This window comes from Alteromonas genovensis, assembly GCF_010500895.1.
In the GTDB taxonomy this organism is placed as follows: domain Bacteria; phylum Pseudomonadota; class Gammaproteobacteria; order Enterobacterales; family Alteromonadaceae; genus Alteromonas; species Alteromonas genovensis.
This window is the reverse complement of the sequence record NZ_JAAAWO010000006.1, coordinates 180,030-200,921: the sequence shown is the minus strand read 5'-3', so window position 1 is coordinate 200,921 and position 20,892 is coordinate 180,030. Positions and strand designations below refer to the sequence as shown.

At 44.6% G+C, this 20,892-nt stretch carries 17 protein-coding genes; 5 read left to right on the top strand and 12 right to left on the bottom strand.

Annotated features, from left to right (window positions below; translation table 11 throughout):
- Positions 1-41: 41 nt before the first annotated feature.
- From GTQ48_RS10335 to GTQ48_RS10310, 6 genes are all read right to left on the bottom strand, one after another.
- Positions 42-1,358: a hypothetical protein gene (locus tag GTQ48_RS10335; RefSeq protein WP_163106615.1), complete on the bottom strand. Its 1,317-nt coding sequence runs from the start codon at positions 1,356-1,358 to the stop codon at positions 42-44.
- A 101-nt stretch (positions 1,359-1,459) separates the two neighbouring features.
- A complete protein-coding gene (locus GTQ48_RS10330) occupies positions 1,460-2,056 on the bottom strand; it encodes a single-stranded DNA-binding protein (protein WP_163106614.1) in 597 nt (198 codons plus the stop codon).
- Positions 2,057-2,374: 318 nt separating this feature from the next.
- Complete coding sequence (locus tag GTQ48_RS10325) at positions 2,375-3,937, bottom strand: sodium/sugar symporter (RefSeq protein WP_163106613.1); 1,563 nt, start codon at positions 3,935-3,937, stop codon at positions 2,375-2,377.
- Between the two features lie 312 nt (positions 3,938-4,249).
- The gene (galK, locus tag GTQ48_RS10320; protein WP_163106612.1) at positions 4,250-5,389 is read right to left on the bottom strand and encodes a galactokinase; all 1,140 of its coding nucleotides are present in this window, start codon (positions 5,387-5,389) and stop codon (positions 4,250-4,252) included.
- A complete protein-coding gene (locus GTQ48_RS10315; RefSeq protein WP_163106611.1) occupies positions 5,382-6,437 on the bottom strand; it encodes a UDP-glucose--hexose-1-phosphate uridylyltransferase in 1,056 nt (351 codons plus the stop codon). The genes galK and GTQ48_RS10315 overlap by 8 nt, the downstream gene beginning before the upstream one ends.
- 219 nt (positions 6,438-6,656) lie before the next feature.
- Positions 6,657-7,796 carry an aldose epimerase family protein gene (locus GTQ48_RS10310; protein ID WP_239060073.1) on the bottom strand — a complete coding sequence of 380 codons (1,140 nt, stop codon included), beginning with the start codon at positions 7,794-7,796 and terminating at the stop codon, positions 6,657-6,659.
- A 351-nt stretch (positions 7,797-8,147) separates the two neighbouring features.
- Here GTQ48_RS10310 and GTQ48_RS10305 point away from each other — a divergent pair, with 351 nt between their 5' ends.
- Positions 8,148-9,149, top strand: a complete 1,002-nt coding sequence (locus GTQ48_RS10305) for a LacI family DNA-binding transcriptional regulator (RefSeq protein ID WP_032097078.1) — start codon at positions 8,148-8,150, stop codon at positions 9,147-9,149.
- Between the two features lie 319 nt (positions 9,150-9,468).
- Here the strand turns inward: GTQ48_RS10305 and GTQ48_RS10300 are convergent, their stop codons facing one another.
- Together GTQ48_RS10300 and GTQ48_RS10295 are read right to left on the bottom strand one after the other, a co-directional pair.
- Positions 9,469-10,356, bottom strand: a complete 888-nt coding sequence (locus GTQ48_RS10300) for an alpha/beta hydrolase (RefSeq protein WP_163106610.1) — start codon at positions 10,354-10,356, stop codon at positions 9,469-9,471.
- 220 nt (positions 10,357-10,576) lie between these two features.
- Positions 10,577-11,947 (bottom strand): MFS transporter, encoded by a 1,371-nt coding sequence (locus GTQ48_RS10295; RefSeq protein ID WP_163106609.1) that lies wholly within the window; start codon positions 11,945-11,947, stop codon positions 10,577-10,579.
- 295 nt (positions 11,948-12,242) lie between these two features.
- Between GTQ48_RS10295 and uvrA the strand changes: the two genes are divergently transcribed.
- Both uvrA and GTQ48_RS10285 read left to right on the top strand, forming a co-directional pair.
- Entirely contained in the window at positions 12,243-15,068 is a 2,826-nt protein-coding gene (gene uvrA, locus GTQ48_RS10290; protein ID WP_163106608.1) for an excinuclease ABC subunit UvrA, read from the top strand.
- A gap of 108 nt (positions 15,069-15,176) precedes the next feature.
- Positions 15,177-15,386, top strand: coding sequence for a hypothetical protein (locus GTQ48_RS10285; protein ID WP_163106480.1), 210 nt, complete (start codon positions 15,177-15,179; stop codon positions 15,384-15,386).
- 61 nt (positions 15,387-15,447) lie between these two features.
- Here the strand turns inward: GTQ48_RS10285 and GTQ48_RS10280 are convergent, their stop codons facing one another.
- Positions 15,448-16,947 carry an Hsp70 family protein gene (locus GTQ48_RS10280; RefSeq protein WP_163106607.1) on the bottom strand — a complete coding sequence of 500 codons (1,500 nt, stop codon included), beginning with the start codon at positions 16,945-16,947 and terminating at the stop codon, positions 15,448-15,450.
- A 183-nt stretch (positions 16,948-17,130) separates the two neighbouring features.
- Here GTQ48_RS10280 and GTQ48_RS10275 point away from each other — a divergent pair, with 183 nt between their 5' ends.
- Together GTQ48_RS10275 and GTQ48_RS10270 are read left to right on the top strand one after the other, a co-directional pair.
- The gene (locus GTQ48_RS10275; RefSeq protein ID WP_163106606.1) at positions 17,131-17,550 is read left to right on the top strand and encodes an acyl-CoA thioesterase; all 420 of its coding nucleotides are present in this window, start codon (positions 17,131-17,133) and stop codon (positions 17,548-17,550) included.
- Positions 17,551-17,571: 21 nt separating this feature from the next.
- Entirely contained in the window at positions 17,572-18,270 is a 699-nt protein-coding gene (locus GTQ48_RS10270) for a 2OG-Fe(II) oxygenase family protein (protein WP_163106605.1), read from the top strand.
- A gap of 27 nt (positions 18,271-18,297) precedes the next feature.
- Here the strand turns inward: GTQ48_RS10270 and GTQ48_RS10265 are convergent, their stop codons facing one another.
- From GTQ48_RS10265 to GTQ48_RS10255, 3 genes are all read right to left on the bottom strand, one after another.
- Positions 18,298-18,783 carry a DUF3299 domain-containing protein gene (locus GTQ48_RS10265; RefSeq protein ID WP_163106604.1) on the bottom strand — a complete coding sequence of 162 codons (486 nt, stop codon included), beginning with the start codon at positions 18,781-18,783 and terminating at the stop codon, positions 18,298-18,300.
- Between the two features lie 72 nt (positions 18,784-18,855).
- A complete protein-coding gene (gene ppa, locus GTQ48_RS10260; RefSeq protein ID WP_163106603.1) occupies positions 18,856-19,386 on the bottom strand; it encodes an inorganic diphosphatase in 531 nt (176 codons plus the stop codon).
- A gap of 138 nt (positions 19,387-19,524) precedes the next feature.
- The gene (locus GTQ48_RS10255; protein WP_163106602.1) at positions 19,525-20,499 is read right to left on the bottom strand and encodes a class 1 fructose-bisphosphatase; all 975 of its coding nucleotides are present in this window, start codon (positions 20,497-20,499) and stop codon (positions 19,525-19,527) included.
- Positions 20,500-20,892: the final 393 nt, after the last annotated feature.

Here is a 20,892-nt window from a genome sequence, read left to right as displayed (position 1 = left end):
ACCTTTTCCAGTCTTATTGGAGCGAAGCTAAAGACAGTCAGTCACTCATCAGTTACAAGATGGTTTAGCGTTTTATCAGGGTTTGAAAGTTTAGTTCCAATTACCTCTTTGATCCTATTCACCAGATCTTTCGATGTCCACTTTTCAGCATGAGATAAAAATATTTCACTTCTTTTTACATCGCTTTTTTCGGCCTGCCTACGAAAATCTACCCATAAAGAGTAAATATCTTTTTTACCTTTTTCTCGCAATTTTAAGTCGATAGCCTGATGAATGAGTAAGCCACAAGTATAATATAAGTCAAAGCGGCCTTTATCAGCCGCCTCAACAAGAGGGAAGTTGTCTAAGCCTGTTGCGCAGTGAGTTCTAAATCTATTGATTTTATTGGCTACATATTCACTTGTTTCAGGATATAATTCCAATAAGGCTAGAGTAGCCGACCAATCTGCATGTCCTTCATGAAGCCAAGATTCATGTCTTTCCCCGTAGGTTTCACCTTGACTACTTCTTTGATATAAGTGAGCAACTTCATGAGCAAAAAACCAAATCGTATTATTTAGAAACTTATTATCTGTCACTTTTTCGTTAAGATTATTTAGATTCCAGTGCATAAATATTTGATTAGATAACGTACCGCCTTGAGATGAGTGCCCATCAATATTTGCATAAGAAGCAAATAATGTCGGCTTTACTCCTTCAAGTTCTCCCAGCCTCTGCTCAAAGTAATTCATCAAGTTAGGAATATCAGAATCTAATGACAGCTTTATTTTTTCAGGCAAACCACTATCAATTACTGCTATAACATTCTGCGTAACAATAGGTTGTTGAGAGCCTACATAAATGTTCATACCGTCATCACTGTCTATCCAACTAGCCTCTCCTTTATAGACATTACCAGCTACAATTATATGCTCGCCTTCAGGTACTTGCATAAAAAGGCGCCATGAGTTGACCTCATCAAGGCATTGATTAATACAGGCAAATAAACGTCCGGTGTAAATTAGTACACCACCGTCTGAATATGGTGAGAATGGAGCATAGTCTTTCGAGAGATGCTTATATGTCGGCGTTAAATGTAAACTGACTTGTGCAAAACTAGAGCCATCCTTTCTAATCAAATATTCTTGATTTTCAGTAGAGACAATCTCAAAGTCTGAAATTGTAGGCTTCCAGCGTTCAATCCGAGAATCGTCAGGGTTTCTAACAAAACTCAACCGGAATACAGGCTTCTGCGTTTGATACGTTAATGTCCATTTCCCATCTTTGGATTTTACGACAGAAATATCTACCATTGACTCATCAGTAGCCCATGTAGGAAAGCTCAGAGAGAACAACAAGATAAATTTTACGATTTTCAAAATTAATTCCTTTTTTATTATATTAATATCTCACGAAAACAAAAAAGCCCTCAAAAAGAGGGCTTAAATGAATCTATTTACAAATTGTTCTCAGGTAAACGCTAGAACGGAATATCGTCGTCAAAGTCAAAGTCTGGCTCTGCCATTGGCGGGGTTTTAGGCTGAGGCTGATTACCACCTTGAGGAGCAGCTTGATTGAAACCGCCGCCTTGGTTTTGGTTGTAACCACCTTGTTGGCCGCCTTGCTGCTGACCGCCCTGAGCTGGTGCTTGATTATAGCCACCGCCCTGGTTCTGGTATCCGCCACCTTGGTTATTTTGTTGACGTTGGTAACCGCCGTTACCACCACCAGCTTCACCGCCACGACCGCCAAGCATTTGCATTTGGTCTACGATGATCTCTGTGGTGTATTTGTCATTGCCTTGCTGATCCTGCCATTTGCGGGTTTGCAATTTACCTTCTACGTAAATCTGCGAACCTTTTTTCAGGTATTCTCCAGCAATTTCAGCCAAGCGACGATACATAGTGAGTCTATGCCATTCTGTACGCTCTTGCGGTTGCCCTTGTTGGTCTTTCCAGCTTTCGCTGGTTGCAAGACTCAGGTTCGCAACGGCGTTTCCGTTCGGCATGTATCTTACTTCAGGATCATTACCAAGGTTTCCTACAAGAATTACCTTGTTCACGCCTTTCGTTGCCATTGATGTCTCCTGTAACGTGTTTATTGGCTTGCTGCGTAGCAACGCTTATTTTAAAGCGCCGCTATTTCGATTTCATCAAAGTTCGACAGCAACAAGCACGAAAGTTCATAGTTTTGAGCCCTGTAGTATATCGTATTTTTACAGGGAAAAATGAAGTTTTTGCCGATGCATTTATTAACAAATAAACGCTATCAAAGTTTCTCATTTCCGTCTTCTGAACTTTCGCTCAGTTTAACTAGCCTCTTTGTAGCAGTGCGCTTTTCAACAAGGCTCTTCAAAAAGGTTCGTTAAAAAAAGAGTCTGCGAAAACTTAACCCGTTACCACCACGCGCTGTAAAAAGCGATAAGTATGAATACCACTGCAATAGCCGCGATATTAAACCCTTTAGTGGTATTAAACTGCACATCAGAGAGCTCTACGGCATTTTCGTGTACGCCTTTTTTCTCCATAAGAGAAACGATGACAGCCACCGCTACGCACAGTAAAAATACAATACCTACTCGGTCAATAAACGGAAGCTCGGGCCAAAACTGCCTAAACACAATGCTTAAAATAAATGAGCCCAGTGCCGCAAGCAGCCCGCCATTAGCCGTAGTGTGTTTCCAAAACATACCTAAAATGAAGAGAGCACAAATACCTGGCGTGAAGAACCCGGTGAACTCTTGAATATATTGAAAGGCTTGGTCGAAATTACCTAATAGTGGCTTAGCAGCAACCATAGCAATAATTAACGCGACCAAACTTACCGTGCGTCCTACTTTGACATAATGTTGCTGGGACTCATTAGGGCGTTTGTCTTTGTAAATGTCCATCGTAAAAATAGTCGATACGCTGTTTGTCATAGACGCAAGGGACGACACAATAGCCGCAACAAGGGCCGCAAAGATAATCCCCTTCAAACCAACAGGCATAAGCGTCATAAGACTAGGATAAGCCTGATCGGGTTTTGCTAAATCGGGCACCAGCAGCACAGCGGCAATACCTGGCAACACAACAATTAACGGCATCAAAAGCTTTAAAAATGCCGCGAAAGCAATGCCTTTTTGCGCTTCTTGAAGGCTCTTAGCAGCCAAGGTTCTTTGGATAATGTACTGATTAAAGCCCCAGTAAGACAGGTTCATGATCCACATACCGCCTACGAGTACGGAAATACCAGGAAGGTCCATATAGTGCGGGTTATCTTTTGATAATATCATGTCGAACTTACCCGGCAGCTGCTGAGTTAAATCAACAAAGCCTTGAATTGGCCCATTTCCACCGCTGATAAGATTAAGCGCGGTATAAGAAAGGAATAACCCGCCAAGCACTAACAACACTACCTGAATAATATCGGTAAGCGCCACTGCTTTTAGTCCGCCATATAGCGAATAGGCCAGCGAAAATAACCCTAAAAATATCATGCCGTACATCATGTCGACACCGGCAATAGTGTTGATGGCTAATGCGCCTAGCCACAACACGGCAGTGAGGTTAACAAACACATAGACGCCCAGCCAAAATACCGCCATTACTTTACGAACGCGGTGATCGTATCGCTGCTCCAAAAATTGAGGCATGGTATATATTTTGTGTTTTAAAAATATAGGTAGAAAATACTTACCCACTATAATTAACGTGATGGCCGCCATCCATTCGTAAGAAGCAATAGCTAGCCCTATTTGGTAGCCCGAGCCCGACATTCCTATTATTTGTTCTGCGGATATGTTGGCAGCAATAAGAGACGCGCCAATTGCCCACCAAGGTAAACTGGAGCCCGCTAGGAAGTAATCGTTGGTATCTTTCTCATGCCCCTTTTTTTCCCGCGACACCCACCAGGCTATACCAATAAGCGCGATGACGTATATCACAAACACGGTGATATCTAGTGATGCTAATTTCATAGTTTACCCACGATATTTCAATACAATGATAAGTAAAGCGCAACGTGACATGTTTCATAAGACCTTTAGAACTAAAGCTCGGTGGCCTTTAAAACGCAGGTGAAAAGCTCTTCATTGTTGTTTTTGTTACGCTTATTTGAAGTCAGTAATATCATGTTTATCACATTTTATACCAGTGCGCATAGATAATTACCCACTCAGCGAGACGTAAAATGTGCGTAATCGTGGCGTGTTACCGCAGGCAAAAAAAAGCCGCTATCCAATGATGCGGCTAAGGGACACAAATAAGCGGCCAAAGATGGGGGAAATAATTTATGCAAAGGCCCCCTGTGTGGCAGTGCATACGTAAATATCAGCGTGATAATTCGTCTCATCAAAGTACTTATCAGCCACTAATTGTTTCACAGCATCAACAGTATCTGTTGGAACGAGTGCAACAACACATCCTCCAAAACCGCCACCTGTCATACGCACACCGCCCGTAACCCCAAGTAACTCATCAATGATGGTGACAAGATAATCAATTGGGGGCACCGTTATTTCAAAATCGTCTCGCATAGACACATGAGATTCGGCCATGGCCTTACTCACCGTTTCAATGTCACCGACTTTTAACGCATTGCTTGCTGACAAGGTTCGCTTGTTTTCGGTAATAATATGTTTAGCTCTGCGGTATACCACCTCGGGCATATGTGGCTTTGCAGCTTCAAGCATATCAATATCAGCTTCGCGCAATGAGGGCACGCCGAGTAATGAGGCTCCCTGCTCGCACTGCTGACGGCGAAGGTTGTATTCACTGTCTACCAAGCCGCGCTTCACGTTTGAGTTTATGATGATAATTTGATGGCTGTCAGGCAGCGGTGAGTGTTCAATTGACAGCGACTGACAATCAAGCAACATCGCTTTACCTTCATTCCCCATTGCCGAGATAAGCTGGTCCATAATGCCGCATGAACAGCCCACGAAGGTATTTTCCGCTTTCTGACCAAGAAGTGCGGCTTTAACGCCATCAAGAGGCAACTGATATAGGGCACTCATTGCTTTTAGTACTGCCACTTCAAATGACGCGGAAGAACTTAAGCCGGCACCTTGAGGTACATTACCCGTAACTAATAGATTGGCGCCACCAAATGCGGGAAAGTCTTGCTTAAGTACTTTAACCACACCGCGCACATAGTTTGCCCAACCTTGCTCATCATCATAGTCAATATCATCAAGGCTGAACGTATTTTGCTGATTCTCATAGTCCATTGCGGTGACAACAATGTTGTTATCGCTTCGCTTTGATGCAGCTACCCAGGTGCCAAAATTAATTGCCGCAGGAAATACGAAGCCGCCGTTGTAGTCGGTATGCTCGCCAATTAAATTTACGCGACCTGGTGCGTGAGCTATCAGTGTCGGTTCTTCTGCAAAGCTTTCTTCAAACGCTGAAGAGAGTATTTGGTTATCCATTCGTATTCCCATGTTTTTTATAGTGCACGCTGGAAAGTGCCTTCAATCTATCTGCGGCTTGTTCTGGGGTTAAGTCGCGCTGGGCCTCGGCCATCATTTCATACCCAACCATGAACTTACGTACACTCGCAGAGCGAAGCAGTGGCGGGAAGAAATGCGCGTGTAACGTCCATTCAGGATGTGCTTGTTTATCAAATGGTGCGCTATGCCAGCCCATAGAATATGGAAATGACGTTTCAAACAAATTGTCATAGCGCGCGGTTATATCGCCAATAATTTGCGCTAGAGAAAACGATTGTTCGTCGGTTAATTTGTGCAGTGCTGTTACATCAAAGCGAGGCAGTAACAATGTTTCAAACGGCCATGCCGCCCAATACGGTACTACTACTATCCAGTCATCGTTTTGACATACAACGCGCTCTTGCTTTGCAACTTCTTGCTCAGCGTAGTCTAACAACAAAGGACGTTTGTGTTCGTTGTAATAAGCACGTAATTGTACAAGCTTTTTAGCCGGATCTGTCGGCACATGCTGTTGCGCCCAAACTTGTCCGTGAGGATGAGGGTTAGAGCAACCCATCATCGCGCCCTTGTTCTCAAATACCTGAACCCATTGATATTGCTCACCTAACTCTTCTGTCTGTGATTTCCAGCACGCCACAACATCTGCACGCTCTTGGTCTGTCAATTCTGGAAGGGTTTTACTGTGATCGGGAGAGAAACAAATAACTCGGCTACAGCCCTGTTCGGTTTCGAACTGAAAAAGCCCTTTTTTCTCGCTCAACACCACTGTGTCTTTCTTGAGCGCAGCAAAGTCGTTTTCAAAAACAAAAGTGCCAGCGTAATCAGGGTTTACCTCGCCGTTAACACGGGTATTGCCCGGGCATAAATAGCAGGTTGGATCGTAGGACGGTTTCTGCTCATTATTAGGCTCGTCCGACTGCCCTTGCCATGGTCGTTTCGCGCGATGCGGCGATACCAAAACCCACTCACCCAATAGGGGGTTGAATCTGCGGTGTGGATCATCTGACGGGTCGAATGGGCTTGCCATAGTCGCTCTCTATAAAAATGCGTTTTGTGGGCAGGTCACTAAGCCTAAGCGGCAAATAATGCGTGCGCTATACACAAAAGGTTAAACGTTTACCCAAAATAATATATCAATGCTCTCAATTTATCAATGTTCGAAGAAGGAAAAATAAATGTTAATTAAAATAACATTTAGTCCCTATTCGATAGTCACGTGTGTACAGCCACTTTTATACGACCACGTTTATTTTGTTACCGAGAAAGCGTAACTAATCTCCATATCTAAAGGAGAATCTGGCGTAACGATACAATTTGGAAAGTGAGGCTTGTTCGGTGAGTCAGGGAAAAACTGAGGCTCTAAACACAATGCGCCCATTTGCTGCTGCGTTTTTAGATTACCTGTGTAGAACTGCAGTCCTGGCAAATTGGTATACAGCTTCATGGTAAGCCCTGTGTCGCTGGCGCTCACTTCAGCTTGAGGCTGGGTGTTAGCACTTTGGCGCAGCACGTAGTTGTGGTCGTACCCCCCTACTTTCTCAAAGAGTTCAGACGACGGCATATCATGCACATTCTTTCCTATTTGAGTGGGCACCCTAAAATCAAAGGGGGTGTCGTTCACGGCAACAAACTCACCGTTTGGTAGCAATGTACTATCCGCATCGGTCACTTCATCTGCAGCAATAGTCAACACCGTGCTCTCTACTGAGCTCTCATTACTTAATGTGAAGTAGGCGTGTTGAGTAAAACTGAGCGGGGTTGCTTTATCGGTCGTTGCTTTTATATGTAAGCTAAGCTCATTGTCATTATTTAGGGTATAGCAGGCGGTTACCGCTACATTGCCAGGAAAACCTCCTTCCCCATCGCCGCTGAGTAGCGTTAGCGTGACACTTGCGCTTTGGTCATCACAATGAGTTGACGAGGCCCAATTACGTTTGTGAAAACCGGCATTGCCGCCATGAAGGTTATGCTCGCCGTTGTTTTTATCAAGGTGATAAGTTGTGCCATTAAGACTAAAACACCCATTGCCAATACGGTTAGCGTATCGCCCTACAATAGCACCGCGATAACTCTCATCGGCCATGTATTCATCTATGGTGTCGAAAGTTTGAATACAGTGTTTAAGTGCGTTATTAACATCAGGCATAGTAATTTCTTTTATAATACCGCCTAAGGTTAATATTTTAACTTCCATGTTGTTGGCGTTCGATAAGGTAAACATACTTACTTGTTCATCACTTACTTGTTCATCACTTACTTGTTCATCACTTACTTGTTCATCACTTACTTGTTCATCACTTACTTGTTCATCACTTAGTTGTTCTTCACTTAGTTGAACGCTCGCTTTTCCGCTCATTTTACCGAAAGTCGACACCTGAATATTCATAACCCTATTTTCGCCTTTTATACTTACGTCAACACCACTGAACACATTGTAACAGCGCAACCTGTTTTCAAAGGGTATAGGTTTTCAACAATTATTTGTAGCGCACGAGATAACATTTTGTATTTAAGTGCCGCTATTGAGTCAGAGTTATTCACTTACTTTTGAAACACAGCTTGCCGCCTTGATGAAAGCCCTAACTAACGGGTTGGAAATTTATCAATTTTTGTAAATATAATGTACGCTATAAGCATTATTTGGCCCTACTGACTGTGCTTTTACAGCCTTTTTACTCTTAAGCGTCACCGTCAGCGAGCCTATCGTTAAAAATAAAAATAGAATTGCGAAAACGAAATGGCAACAATTAAAGATATAGCTCAGGCGGCAGGGGTTTCACTTGCCACAGTGTCTCGCGTAATCAACGACGGGCCAAAAGTAGGTAGCGATACGCGAAAACGCGTGAAAAAGATAATGGAAGAGATGGGTTATCGCCCTAACGCCAATGCACGAGCTTTGGTCACAAAGAAAAGCGCATCGCTGGGGGTTGTGATTGCCGAATTACACGACCCGTTCTTCGCCATGCTGGCTCATGGCGTAGAATCAGTTACTCGCAAGAACAATGTCCAAATACTACTAAGTGCAGGCTCTATAGAAAAAGAGACAGAGTTACGGGCTATAGAAACGTTGTTAGAGCATCGTGTCGAAGCCATGGTGGTTCACAGCAAGGCCCTTGATGATAAAACCCTCGTAGAATTCTCAAAACAAGTGCCGGGCTTTGTACTAATTAACCGATATATTCCTGAAATCGCTAATAGATGCGTATGGCTAGACAATGTCACCGGTGGACGTTTAATGGCTGAATATGCGATTAACCAAGGTCACGAACACGTGGCGGTTATCAGCAGTCAGTACCGAATAGACGATCCTAATCAACGGCTTGAAGGTGTTCGCACCGCTATAAAGCACGCCAACTTAGTATTGCCTGAAAGCATGATTGAGTACGCAACGCCAGATCAAGAAGGTGGTGAACTTGCAATGCAGAACTTATTGGCCACGGGCGCTAAATTTACCGCCGTATTGGCCTATAACGATGCTATGGCGTCAGGCGCCATGACAATGCTACAAGACCATGGTATTGCGGTACCAGAACAGGTATCTGTAATGGGTTATGACGATGTTTTGTTAGCCAAATATTGCCGCCCCAAACTCACCACTTTGCGCTACCCTGTTGAAATGATGGCCTCAAAAGCTGCCGAGCTTGCCCTTAAGTATGCATCGGGGAAAAAGCCAGAAGAAGGTTTAACCTTCAAATATACCCCCACTATTATCAAGCGTGACTCCGTAGTGAGAGTTTAAGCTTCCACCGCTAGCTGTGAATAGCTATAAACGGCTGAAACACCGACTTTAGACTTAAGTCTAAAATAAAATTGGGGAGACCATGCATTATGGTTATCCCCAATGTGACAAAGCTGTTGATCCTTCACACAATTACGATCAAATTGACCAGCGATCTACAATAATTTTGCTACAGCTATTGATTTTACTGACGTAACGTGATCGGATCAGTTGAGCTTAATTGATCCCGATCGCTTACTTTCATTGACTGTTAACATAGTTACCAACAAGGTTTTCCACTATTTATCCACAGGCAAAAAGTGAAATAACGTGATGCAGCTTAACGAGATGCTTTTTTACGAGATAGTATAGATATGAAACGCCTGTATTCAGTAATCGCAAATTCTGAATTTAATGTGGCGTTATGGGTTGCATCAGGAATAACAGAGATGTGCTTTTTCTCACTTGCACTGTCGGCAAGAAGTTGTTCGCTGATTACTTGAGGGGTAATTTTGTCCTTGGCACCAACGAGTAACCAAAGCGGACCATCAAAATGTCTGAGAATGGGCGCAATTTGCATACTGTGAACTTCATCGTGCAGCTTCATTGCAGTAAATGAATTAGAAAAGCCTGGCACCATATTGGCGATTAAATCAGATATGTTATTGAATGCCCCGTCTAATACCAACCCATCTATTTGCCTGTTAGCAGCCACATAGCTAGCAAAGTAACTTCCAATGCCCCGTCCGTGGACAATAGTTGGCACAGAAGTATCGAAGGTATTTTTCACATAATCGAATTGCATTAATGCGTCTTTTTTAATCGCATTAATACTGAGCTTGTCGGCCTTTTCACTCGCACCAACCCCTTGATAGTCGAGCCATAGGATATTGGCGGGCAGCTTACCTAGCTGGTGTATCACATTGTTATTTTCAGACACCGTCATTCGGTTATCAGCAAAGAACAGAATATTAATAACGGGCTTAGCATAAGAAACCGCAACGCCTCGCAAGGTTTCTCCACCCGCATTTTCAATCTCTACAATACTAATGCCAGCAGCCACTTTGTCTTTTTGAATGGCGCTGTGAAGTCGTGTCGTATCTAACGGTTTTTCTTTGGTATCTTGGTAAAAGAACGCGCTCGGCGAAACGTTGATAGCACACCCAGCCAAAAATACGCTTAAGGCTAGGCAAGATAAAAAGGAAGATAAGGCAGGTTTAAAAGCCATGGGGAAGAACTGTCCGTGTTTTTGTATAATTTATTAAAGCAAAGTACCTGCAGCTTCACAAGAAAAACAGTCATGAGAAATATTTCACGTTCGCTGTGCACCTGCTAAGCTGTGCACCTGCTAAGCTGTGCACCTGCTAAGTAGTGGCTATATAAGAGCTTCACCTTTTCTCAGCGCCTCTTTGAAGCTAGACTGCACCCAGAAAGTACCCAGACAGCACCTAAACCGCTAGCACAGCGCGCGCTTTCACGGCATCAAAGTCTCTATTTACTTTTAAGTACGCTGCACCATTATCTGCATTCAATGTGACTTCCAAGACTCCCGGCACGGCTAAAAGTGCTTCTTCAAGGGCTTGTTGCTTGGTGCTATCAGGTTGCTTATTGGCATCAAGCAGCACGTCAGCACGTAGCCCGTTTAACATCACGCGCTTCACGGGGCTCACCTCTTTGAGGCCGCTTATAACTAAAATCCAAAGCAGTGTACTAAATGCTCCAACCAGATACGCCACATTAGGAGACCATATATCAGTGACAACACCCGACACCATCCCACCTAAAAAGGCGCCAAAAAACTGAAAGCTAGCGTAAATCCCCATGGCGGTTCCTTTTTGACCGGCAGGGGCAATGCTCGATACTAAAGCAGGAAAATTTGCCTCTAGGTAATTAAAGCCGGTAAAGAAAAGAATGACCGCTGCCGCCGTTAGCCACCAGCTATTGCCATTGACGCCAAGGGCTAAAAACGCACTTCCCATCAATACCACACCCAGCAGTAATAACCATTTAGGCGTGCGCCCTCTTGCTATTCCCATCATTACAATGAGCCCTAAAATGGACACGCCTAAGACGGGCAGGTACATGCGCCAATGCTCACTCAGCGTCATATCAAAGTTAGTTAATGTAACGGGTAGCTGCACAAACAACAGCGTAATCAACATATGCAGCACGAGAACGCTTACGTTCAAACGCCACAGTTGCGGGGAAAACATTAAATGACGAAGCTGTCCTTTTTGAGGCAGTGTATCGCCACTGCTGAGTGGCTCAGAGTTCGGTACTACCCATTTTATTAATGGCATACACAGTACGGCTAAAAGGCCTGTTACAGCAAAAACGCCCGCTAAGCCATAGTGATTTGCAATTAAGGGGCCGATGATAACAGCGAGATAAAACGAAAAACCAATAGCTATACCGATAATTGCGAGCACTTTTGCTCGCTGGCTTTCTCTGCTTACGTCGGTGGCAAGTGCCATAATAGCGCCGGCAATAGCTCCCGCGCCTTGTAAAATACGTCCGACAATCATCCATGCCATGGTGTCGGCATTGGCAGCGACAAAACTCCCCACCGCAAACACACTAAGACCCAACAGAATAACGGGTTTACGACCCCATTTATCAGACATCATGCCCATGGGAATTTGCAATGCCGCCTGTGTCAGCCCGTAGCCACCTACTGCTAAACCTACCAGCAAAGGAGAATAATCTGGATAATCCATCGCAGCCACAGCCAAAACAGGCATGACCATGAAAAGGCCCAACATACGTAAAACATAAACAGATGCTAGCGCAAGCGCCGCGCGTAATTCCAAAGCGTTCAAAGCGTCTGAGTTCCTCAAAGTTTACTGAGCCAAAACAAGGTCGCGAAGTGTAGCATAATACCAGTTTGCATAAATTGTTGGTGTGCCCATGTAGGTTAAAACTGATTAATGTAATCGTCAAAGCGAAAAACGGGAGTTATTAAGTCTAATCTTTAGCGCAATTCAGCACTCCAAGATACAAGTGAAGGTGATCTCACCCGCTTTCAAGCAGTATAACTTCAATGCCATATCACTTTAGTTGACACATATGGCATACTGACCCTTTCATTCAGATTCTTTTTCTCATTAGGCTTCAATGGATAAAATCGAAATACGCGGTGCACGCACTCACAATTTGAAGAATATTGATTTAACACTGCCACGAGACAAACTGGTAGTGATTACTGGTCTTTCTGGATCAGGTAAATCATCTCTTGCATTTGACACTCTGTACGCCGAGGGACAGCGTCGTTACGTTGAGTCGCTCTCAGCCTACGCTCGTCAATTTTTATCAATGATGGAAAAGCCCGATGTGGATCATATCGAAGGCTTATCACCAGCCATTTCGATTGAACAAAAATCAACATCGCATAACCCCCGTTCTACCGTGGGTACGATCACCGAAATATACGATTATCTGCGCCTGATGTTTGCCCGTGTTGGCACACCGCGCTGTCCGGACCACGATGTGCCTCTTGACGCACAAACCGTGAGTCAAATGGTGGATAAAGTGTTGGCCATGCCTGAGGGCAGTAAACTTATGCTGCTTGCTCCTATTGTGAAGGAACGAAAAGGCGAACACGTAAAAGCGCTACAAACCTTATCAGCACAAGGTTTTATTCGCGCTCGAATTGACGGCGAAGTATGCGATTTATCCGATCCACCGCCTTTGGATCTTCATAAGAAACATACTATTGAAGTGGTAGTAGACCGCTTTAAAGTGCGTGATGATATGGCGCTGCGTTTGTCTGAGTCTTTTGAAACCGCCTTATCGCTAGCTAACGGTAACGCGATTGTCGCCGACATGGACGACAAAGACGCGGAAGAAATTATATTTTCCGCCAACTTTGCGTGCCCCCACTGCGGATACAGCCTAAGCGAACTAGAACCTCGCTTGTTCTCGTTTAACAATCCAGCAGGTGCGTGCCCTACGTGTGACGGACTTGGCACTCGCAACTTTTTCGACCCGTCTCGGGTAATTACCAACGCCGAGATTAGTTTGTCAGGCGGTGCCATTCGCGGCTGGGACAAACGCAGTTATTACTATTTTCAAATGCTGCAAGCCGTCGCCGACCATTACAAATTTAGTTTAACGGCGCCGTTTGAAGAATTAGAAAAAGAACATAAAGACATTGTGCTGTATGGCTCAAAAGGTAAGTCACTATCGTTTAAGTATATCAACGAGCGCGGCGATATCATGGAGCGCAAGCACCCCTTCGAAGGCATAATTCCTAACATGGAACGCCGCTACCGCGAGACAGAGTCTAACTCGGTAAGAGAAGAGCTTGGCAAGTACTTAAGCCAGCAACACTGCAGTAGCTGTAATGGCTCTCGACTTCGGGTTGAGGCGCGCAACGTTTTTATTCAGCAAACAACCCTGCCCACTATCGCCGATATGTCGATAGCAGAGGCTTACACGTTTTTTGAGACCCTCGATCTAACCGGTCAAAAAGCGCAAATTGCTGAGAAAATATTAAAAGAGATATTGGACCGCCTACGTTTCTTGGTAAATGTAGGGCTTAACTACCTGTCCCTTTCTCGAAGCGCAGACACGTTATCCGGCGGTGAAGCACAGCGTATTCGCCTTGCCAGTCAAATAGGTGCAGGCTTAGTGGGTGTTATGTATGTACTTGATGAACCCTCTATTGGCTTGCATCAACGAGACAACGAACGCTTATTAAAAACCCTCACCCACTTGCGCGACCTCGGAAATACCGTGCTTGTAGTAGAACATGATGAAGATGCCATTCGCCAAGCGGACCACGTTATCGACATTGGCCCAGGTGCAGGTGTACACGGGGGCGAAATTATCGCCCAAGGTACCATCGACGATATATTGGCAAGCGAGCACTCACTTACTGGAAAATATCTGTCGGGAAGAGAAAAGATTGATATTCCGGAAAAACGGAATCCAGCGAAGAACAATGAATGGCTAACGCTCAAAGGCGCTACCGGTAACAACTTACAATCTGTTGACCTTCGCATTCCCACAGGTGTGATGACCTGTGTAACGGGTGTATCAGGCTCGGGTAAATCGACGCTAATTAACGACACCTTCTACAAGATTGCACAGCGTGAGTTAAATAAGGCGACAACTGCGGAACCTGCAGCTCATAAATCTATGGAAGGGTTAGAATTGCTCGACAAAGTTGTCGATATTGATCAAAGCCCTATTGGCAGAACACCGCGTTCAAACCCGGCAACGTATGCGGGAATATTTACCCCCATTAGAGAGATGTTTGCAGGTACGCAGGAGTCACGCTCTCGTGGTTACAAACCAGGCCGCTTCAGCTTCAATGTGAAAGGCGGTCGTTGTGAAGCCTGCCAGGGCGACGGTGTGATTAAGGTAGAAATGCACTTTTTACCTGATGTGTACGTGCCGTGCGACGTGTGTATGGGCAAACGCTACAACCGCGAAACATTAGACGTAAAGTACAAAGATAAAAATATTCACGAAGTGCTAGAGATGACGGTGGAAGACGCTCGCGTATTTTTTGATGCAGTGCCTTCGATTTCTCGCAAATTGCAAACGCTGATGGATGTGGGTCTGTCTTACATCAAACTCGGTCAGGCGGCGACTACACTGTCTGGCGGTGAAGCACAGCGTGTAAAACTCGCAAAAGAGTTATCAAAAAGAGACACTGGCCAAACCCTTTACATTCTTGATGAACCCACAACTGGGTTACATTTCCACGATATAAAACAGCTGCTGGCTGTACTGCACGAGCTCAGAGACCACGGAAACACTGTGGTGGTAATAGAGCATAACCTCGATGTGATTAAAACTGCCGACTGGATTGTGGACCTTGGACCTGAAGGAGGATCCGGAGGTGGCCAGATAATTGCAGAGGGAACACCAGAGTATGTTGCAGAACAAGAAGTGTCGCATACAGGTCGCTTCTTAAAGCCACTGCTCGACTAAGCCTGCCGAAAATTACAAACAGGTAGGTAAAAATTGCTTTTAAGCTAAGCGTTTTTTACCCGCCTGTTTATTCTGGTCAGAGCTTTATTTAACGCATCATGAGTTAACATGATGGTTGTTAATATGCAGTTTATATTACCGGAGCACAGAATGAATCAAACACCGCCATTGGCCCTAGTAAAAACGTGGTATGACCTACTCTCTTCGTCTGAAGACAACAGTGTAAAGCAGCATGCTCAGCAAATGTTGCTTAATGCCTTCGAATCACCTGAGGCTATCGCTACCTACTTAAAAGCCAACAATATTCTCAAGCACTAAGACGCTTCATCAGTCATTAGCGCTCGATGAATGTGGTCGACGCGTTCCTATTCAGGCGTGACTAAAACTTAGACGCCTGAATAGCGAGTCCCTCACACACTGAGTTAAATGCATCGTTTTCTAAGCGTGGAAGCCCTGTCAGTAAGTTTTCATACAGCGCATCTACCACGATGGGCGACAAACTCATTCCCCCGGTGATCATTACCACTTCTGGCTTTACGTCGGTGCTGTCTAAACACTCGGTAACCAAAGTCTTAACCTTATCAAGCCACGGCTTTAACGCTTTTTGCAGTGAATCTTGGCTAATATCCACTCCAAACTCATCTTCAATATAGTGAAGTGGTAGCGTGATACGAGGCTTACTCGACAATAGCTCTTTGGCCATTCGGGCAGAGTTAACGATGCGTGCCGACAGTTTATTTTCCTGAACGATTAACAACCGCTCTAATTGGGCAGGCTCTTTAATGAGTGACATGGTTTGAGAAATATCCAATCCATAGTCATCAGAAAAGAAGCGCATTAAGGCAGGAATGTTATCTACCGCGCACATATCAGAGAAGTAGGTTGGCGGTACGGGCAGGCCATTCATCATTTTCAGCCCCATACCCATCTCAGGAGCGATAGTTTTAAGCACTAAGCTTTTATCGCAATCCATGCCCCCTAAGCGTCGCCCTGTTACCGACAACACATCTTGCTTTCTATCTAACTGATTAGTGCGCTCTGGCGAGAGATTGATGCAACAAATATCGGTAGTACCGCCACCAATATCCACAATAAGTGTGGTGGTATCCCGCGGCAAGGTTTGCTCGATTTTATAGGCCGCAGCAATAGGCTCGTCCAAGAAGTTTACCGTTGAAAAGCCAGCTTGTTTAGCCGCTTCGGTCATTATTTCTATGGCTTGAATGTTCCCTTCTTCACCGCGCGTGCCGTGAAACTTAACCGGACGACCAATCACAGCCGAATCGATGTTTGCACTTAGCTGCTCTTGAGCACATTGCTTAAAGTAACCAAGCTGCTTCGCAATTATGCCGACAAACGCTTTCTTTTGATCGCTATCTAACGACGCTCCCAAAAAGTTTTTTGGCGAGTAGATTAAGCGCCCTTTCTCAGGCATTTTCAAAAATCGACGAAACCCAGCTTCACCGAAAGCAAACTTGCCGTGCTCTACCAGTCTTAGCAGAGGTATTTCATCAAGGGACATGGCGTGCATTAGCTGTGCAATAGCTTTACGTTGCAGAGCAGGCTTATTGTGAAGGTCGCCACGCAGAGAATTAATCCGTTGGTTATACGTTGCTTGCTCTTTGGGATCTTTCGCTGAGTAATAGCCGTCTTTTGCTTTGTCTATTTGCTCGTTGATAACACGCTGCAACTGCGCCACTTTCGCTTCAACCATGACATCGGGCGGAGGTGGCAACTCGTCTTCAAAGTAAATAAATACCGACGAACGAATTTTATTGCCCTTCTTATCTAAAGGGTCAAGTTTGATGTGCTGATGGGTAGCACCATCAAAATACACCACTTCAGAATTTGATGTGCCGTAATCAATCCCAATTGCAGTCATAGTTATTACGTAAAAGAAATTTGGTGCGAATTGTAATGTAAAACAATCCATTGGTCACACTAACTGTCACTTTCTTACTCCATTTTCATCAGCTAGATTATTAATAAGGAGAACTAGCATTACTGAAAACCACATTACTTAATGCTAGAGTTGTGAGAAAACAAAATATAAGCTCTGTACTCTATGACCAATGAAACTCCGTTAGTCACATCTTTCGATGTGCGTTTTTGTGAAACTGATGCGCTGCAGCATGTGAGTAATACGGCTTTAGTGGCATGGTTTGAAGCCGCTCGTGAGCCCATTTTTCGTATGTTTACCCCCGAGTTAGATTTACAAAATTGGCCTCTTATCCTAGCCAGCTACAAAGTGAATTTTTTGGCGCAGATTTTCTATGGCAAACAAGTAACCGTAAAAACCTTTATAAGCCGATTGGGCAACAGTGCATTCGATGTGTTTCAGGAGCTGTGGCAAGACAACAAGTTATGCTCAACGGGTGTGACTACAATGGTGCATTTTGATTACAAAACTCAGCGCTCAGCACCTATCCCTGATGAGGTAAAGTCCGCCCTTCACTCTCACTTCAAAGACATTTCTGATAAGTAAGGCACGGGGTAAGTAATCACCATGAGCGATTTAATAGAAGTCATTGATAATGTATTGCCACCAGAGTTGTGTACGCAGCTTATGGACCGATTTGAAGACAGTCCTAACTTGAGTCAAGGTCGCACTGGTGGCGGCGTTGATTTAGATAAGAAGCGCAGCACTGACGTGTCGATTAGCCGCAACGATGAGTTCCAAGATTTATTCAAGCAGGTAATGCAGCACACGGGTCAACAGTTAGTCGCGTATATTGAGAAATACTATTACGCACTCGTAGGGCCCATTGGGCTTACCGTAAAGCACCCGAAAACCGGCGAACCCGTAAAGCTTACTGGGGAAAATTTTGAAGAAGTCGGTAAGCCGAACCTGGCGAACTTAGTGAACTACTTATTTCGGGTGGGCGATGTGAATGCTCAGCGTTATACCGCGGGCAACGGCGGATACCCCTACTGGCACTCAGAAGTGTATCCACAGCTTCAACATAACGATGCATTACACCGAGTATTGCTGTTTATGTATTATCTTAATGACGTGGATGAGGGCGGCGAAACTGAGTTCTACTATCAAGACCGTTCAGTAAAACCAAAAGCCGGAAGAATGGTTATTGCTCCAGCGTATTTTACCCACACTCACCGCGGGCAAATACCTAAGAGTAGTGACAAATATATTCTCACCTCGTGGCTTTTGTTTAACCGTGCAGAGCAGATTTATACCCAAGGGTAGAAGCAAAAGCTGGGCAATATCGAAGGGTTAAAACCCTTCGACGGCCTCACCTTTCAAACGATAGCCTACCGAAGCAATATCGCCCTTCCAACCATCTGTAGACAGCTCACCCGTCACCCAAATTGCATCGTAAATATTGTCGATAGCAATGCCTTCTTCAAACTTAACATACACAATTTGATTAGAGGGTGGTGGCGGAACGTGGATACAAGCGCCAAAAAACGGCACTAATAAAAACTCAGTGGTGAGTTCGGCCGTGCCTTCAAGAGGAACCACAAAGCCCGGAATTTTAACCCGTTTACCGTCATAGGTATCTACCACAGGCGCGTCGGGCTGTATTTGGCTCATCTCACCGTTGTGCTGCACCGCTGGTGGAGCTAGTTCGTTGAAGCCAGGAGGAACTAAGTCTTCCCAATACACTTCTACCGGCGCCTCTTGAGCTTGCGCTGAAACAGCAAAAAGCATCAAGCAGGATACTAACGCAAATAATGATGTTACTTTTGCAGTAGCCATAATCCTCTCTTATAAACAAAAACGGGCTGGTCGTAACCAGCCCGTTGTAGCATTACATTCACCTAAGGTGAATTATTCTGCTTTGAAACGCTCAACACTTGAGACAATCTCAGCTTTAGCAGCTGCAGCGTCGTCCCAACCGTCAATTTTTACCCACTTACCAGGCTCTAAATCTTTGTAGTGCTCAAAGAAATGCTCAATTTGCTTAAGAAGCAACGCAGGTACGTCGGCTAATTCTTTAACATCGCGGTAAATAGTAGATAGCTTGTCTACCGGTACAGCAAGTACTTTAGCGTCTTTGCCCGACTCATCAGTCATGTTCAATACGCCGACAGGACGACACTTAATCACTGAGCCCGCAAGTAGTGGGAAAGGCGTCATTACCAATACATCAACCGGGTCACCGTCTTCAGACAAGGTGTTGTTAACGTAACCGTAGTTAGTTGGGTAATGCATGCATGTCGCCATAAAGCGGTCTACATACAACGCTCCAGTATCTTTATCTACTTCATACTTAACTGGGTCAGCGTGTGCTGGGATTTCGATAATTACATTCACTTCATCAGGCAAGTTCTTGCCCGCAGGAACAGCATTCAAGCTCATTCGATTGTCCTTACAATAATAGGTTAGAAATTTTGCCCGTAAGTATACGGTGACAGCGGCAAAATAAAAATGGTTTAAGACTGATGTCGCATCAAACTATTGAATTTTGCCGTCTAATAATGACTATTTTATGGTTAGTTAGGCTTTTTTGGCGTAACTCACGCACACATCGACCTCTTCACTCGAGCCGATAATACAAGGTACACGTTGGTGAATCTCTTCCGGCATCACTTCAAGTATGCGGCCTTCACCTGTTTCTGCTTTACCACCCGCTTGTTCCATCAAAAACGCCATTGGGTTTGCTTCATATAACAAACGCAGTTTTCCTGGCTTTGACGGGTCGCGATTATCAAACGGGTACATAAAAATACCGCCACGACATAATAAACGATGAATATCGCCAACCATGGCAGCCACCCAGCGCATGTTGTAATCTTTCTCACGAGGCCCCTCTTTCCCAGCAAGTAAGTCGGCAATGTAAGCCTGCATTGAAGGTTCCCAATGACGCTGGTTAGACGCGTTTATGGAAAACTCAGAGGTTTGCGCCGGCACTTCAATATTGGGGTGCGTTAACAGAAAGCCACCGTGTGTCTTATCTAGCGTGTATATGTGCGTTCCACGGCCTGTAGTGAGTGCAAGCATAGTTGACGGACCATAAAGTACGTAACCTGCTGCAACCATCTGTGTACCTGGCTGTAGAAAAGCCGAAGGATCATCAGGCTCCATCCACTGAGGCGCATGAGTTATAGAGAAAATGGTACCAATCAAGCTGTTAATTTCAGTATTTGAAGAGCCGTCTAGCGGATCGAAACTCACTAAATATTTGCCCTCAGGATTACAGGGAACAACATCGTCTTCTTCTTCTGATGAAATCGCTTTAACGTATCCCGACTCTCTCAGCGTATCTTTTAAAATATGATTAGAGATAACATCGAGCTTCTTTTGCGTCTCGCCCTGCACGTTCTCAGAGAGCGTTGAACCCAGTACGCCAGCAAGGGCGCCCTGACTAACACGGAAAGAAATTTCTTTGCAACCAGCTAACAGCGTACGAATGAGCAATATTAACTCAAGCGGTGCACCGTCTTGTTGCAATTGAGAATTTAAACGTTTCATTTATTAAAAGCCTTTTTTTCGAGTGTAGGGTGTGGTGTCACAAGACGCACAATTTTCGCACTGGCTTATCGCTCGTTGCTTTGCCAGTTAGTCCTTTGCAAGTGTGTCGACAGACGGCGCGTTAGCAATGTGCCGCACATCAATTGTAACCATGTTCGCCTAGAAATAGAACAGACATACAGGGTTATATACCATCAGAGTAACATTCACACACCATACCAGTTTTAGCGTTATCAACCTGAGCGTTCAATAAATAAAGCCAATGTTGACTGTAAACGTGACATAGCGGAGGCTAATCAAAGCGCTTAAGCTGAGTTTTTTCTCACGTTGGATTATCCAAATCTTTTAAGGTTCTGATACAGTACACCCCATAAATGACAAGAATGAGAATGC

Coding starts and splice junctions, on each gene's coding strand:
- GTQ48_RS10330 (WP_163106614.1), bottom strand. CDS start 2,056: ATGGCAACGAAAGGCGTGAACAAGGTAATTCTTGTAGGAAACCTTGGT.
- GTQ48_RS10325 (WP_163106613.1), bottom strand. CDS start 3,937: ATGAAATTAGCATCACTAGATATCACCGTGTTTGTGATATACGTCATC.
- galK (WP_163106612.1), bottom strand. CDS start 5,389: ATGGATAACCAAATACTCTCTTCAGCGTTTGAAGAAAGCTTTGCAGAA.
- GTQ48_RS10315 (WP_163106611.1), bottom strand. CDS start 6,437: ATGGCAAGCCCATTCGACCCGTCAGATGATCCACACCGCAGATTCAAC.
- GTQ48_RS10310 (WP_239060073.1), bottom strand. CDS start 7,796: ATGAATATTCAGGTGTCGACTTTCGGTAAAATGAGCGGAAAAGCGAGC.
- GTQ48_RS10305 (WP_032097078.1), top strand. CDS start 8,148: ATGGCAACAATTAAAGATATAGCTCAGGCGGCAGGGGTTTCACTTGCC.
- GTQ48_RS10300 (WP_163106610.1), bottom strand. CDS start 10,356: ATGGCTTTTAAACCTGCCTTATCTTCCTTTTTATCTTGCCTAGCCTTA.
- uvrA (WP_163106608.1), top strand. CDS start 12,243: ATGGATAAAATCGAAATACGCGGTGCACGCACTCACAATTTGAAGAAT.
- GTQ48_RS10285 (WP_163106480.1), top strand. CDS start 15,177: ATGATGGTTGTTAATATGCAGTTTATATTACCGGAGCACAGAATGAAT.
- GTQ48_RS10280 (WP_163106607.1), bottom strand. CDS start 16,947: ATGACTGCAATTGGGATTGATTACGGCACATCAAATTCTGAAGTGGTG.
- GTQ48_RS10275 (WP_163106606.1), top strand. CDS start 17,131: ATGACCAATGAAACTCCGTTAGTCACATCTTTCGATGTGCGTTTTTGT.
- GTQ48_RS10270 (WP_163106605.1), top strand. CDS start 17,572: ATGAGCGATTTAATAGAAGTCATTGATAATGTATTGCCACCAGAGTTG.
- GTQ48_RS10265 (WP_163106604.1), bottom strand. CDS start 18,783: ATGGCTACTGCAAAAGTAACATCATTATTTGCGTTAGTATCCTGCTTG.
- ppa (WP_163106603.1), bottom strand. CDS start 19,386: ATGAGCTTGAATGCTGTTCCTGCGGGCAAGAACTTGCCTGATGAAGTG.
- GTQ48_RS10255 (WP_163106602.1), bottom strand. CDS start 20,499: ATGAAACGTTTAAATTCTCAATTGCAACAAGACGGTGCACCGCTTGAG.